General features: G+C 66.7%; 2 protein-coding genes. One reads left to right on the forward strand and one right to left on the reverse strand.

The window, feature by feature from the left end; all coding sequences use genetic code 11:
• On the reverse strand, positions 1–721 hold a 721-nt coding region (locus A6M56_RS07540), incomplete at its 3' end, for an ArnT family glycosyltransferase (protein WP_286757962.1).
• Between A6M56_RS07540 and purT the strand changes: the two genes are divergently transcribed.
• A partial coding sequence (purT, locus tag A6M56_RS07545) for a formate-dependent phosphoribosylglycinamide formyltransferase (RefSeq protein ID WP_286757963.1) occupies positions 708–1,493 on the forward strand: 786 nt, incomplete at its 3' end. The two genes, A6M56_RS07540 and purT, sit on opposite strands and share 14 nt — an antisense overlap.

The following is a 1,493-nucleotide window of genomic DNA, read 5'->3' on the forward strand; positions in this document are numbered from 1 at the left end:
CGCTGACGACGAGGGGAAAGAAGACGGCCACCGGCCCCTTGGTCAAAAAGCCGAGCCCCAGCATGGCATAGGTGTAGAACAGCAGGCGGCGGGTCGGCTTGCCATCGCGGTCCGCACAGAAAACATCGTAGATGCCGAACATCGACAGCGCGATGAACAGGTTGAGCAAGGCATCCGAAATCGCTGCCTTGGCGATGAAGCCGACGGCCAGCGACAGCCCCATGACCAGGGCCGCCACCTGCGCCGTCCGCCGGTCGGCATGGCGCAGGCAGAAGCGGTAGAGGGCCAGCATCCAGAGCACCGCAAAGACGATGGACGGCAGGCGGAAGCCGATTTCGCTGACGCCGAGCAGGCTGACGGAGGCGGCCTGCGCCCAGTAGATGAGGATCGGCTTGTCGTGGCGCGGTGCATCGTTCAAGGTCGGCGACACCAGGTTGCCGCGCGCCATCATCTCGCGCGTCGCCTCCGAAAACGCCCCCTCGTCGACATCGGTCAGCGGCAGGCTCCAGGCATTGAGCACAAAAGCGATCGCCACGACCAGCAGGAGGCTGACGGGCGACAGGAGAAAGCGCTCAAGCGCGACAGGCAGACGGGAAGCGGACATGGCGGGCATTATAAGGCAGCGCGCCGGCTGCCCCGCTCCTTGACGCAACGCCCGGCGCCGCCTAAATTCCGGCGCTCCGGCCCATTGCACGACAAGGATTTCCATGAAGATCGGCACCCCGCTCTCCCCCTCCGCCCTGCGCGTCATGCTGCTCGGCGCCGGCGAACTCGGCAAGGAAGTCATCATCGCCCTGCAGCGCCTGGGGGTCGAGGTGATCGCCGTGGACCGCTACGCCCATGCACCGGGCCACCAGGTCGCCCATCGCGCCCACGTCATTTCCATGACCGACGGCGCCGCGCTGCGCCAGCTCATCGAGCAGGAAAGGCCGCACCTGATCGTGCCGGAGATCGAGGCCATCGCCACCGACACGCTGGTCGACATCGAACGAGAAGGCCTGGCGGAAGTCATTCCGACCGCCCGCGCCGCCAAGCTGACCATGAACCGCGAAGGTATCCGTCGCCTGGCCGCCGAGGAACTGGGGCTGCCCACCTCGCCCTACCGCTTCGCCGATTCACTGGCCGAGCTGCAGGCCGCCATCGACCAGGAGATCGGCTACCCCTGCCTCGTCAAGCCGACCATGTCCTCCTCCGGCAAGGGCCAGTCCCTGCTACGCTGTCCGGCTGACGTCCAGAAAGCCTGGGACTACGCAGCAAGCGGCAGCCGGGTGAATCAGGGCCGGGTCATCGTCGAGGGCTTCATCGATTTCGACTACGAAATCACCCTGCTCACGGTCCGCGCCCGGAATACGGAGGGCGAGGTATGCACCTACTTCTGCGAGCCGATCGGCCATCGACAGGTGGCCGGCGACTATGTCGAATCCTGGCAGCCGCAGGCGATGTCGCCGACTGCCCGGCAGCGGGCCCGCGAGATCGCCGCCGCCGTGACCGGC

Source organism: Ralstonia sp. RL, from assembly GCF_001683835.1.
Classification (GTDB): domain Bacteria; phylum Pseudomonadota; class Gammaproteobacteria; order Burkholderiales; family Burkholderiaceae; genus Ralstonia; species Ralstonia mannitolilytica.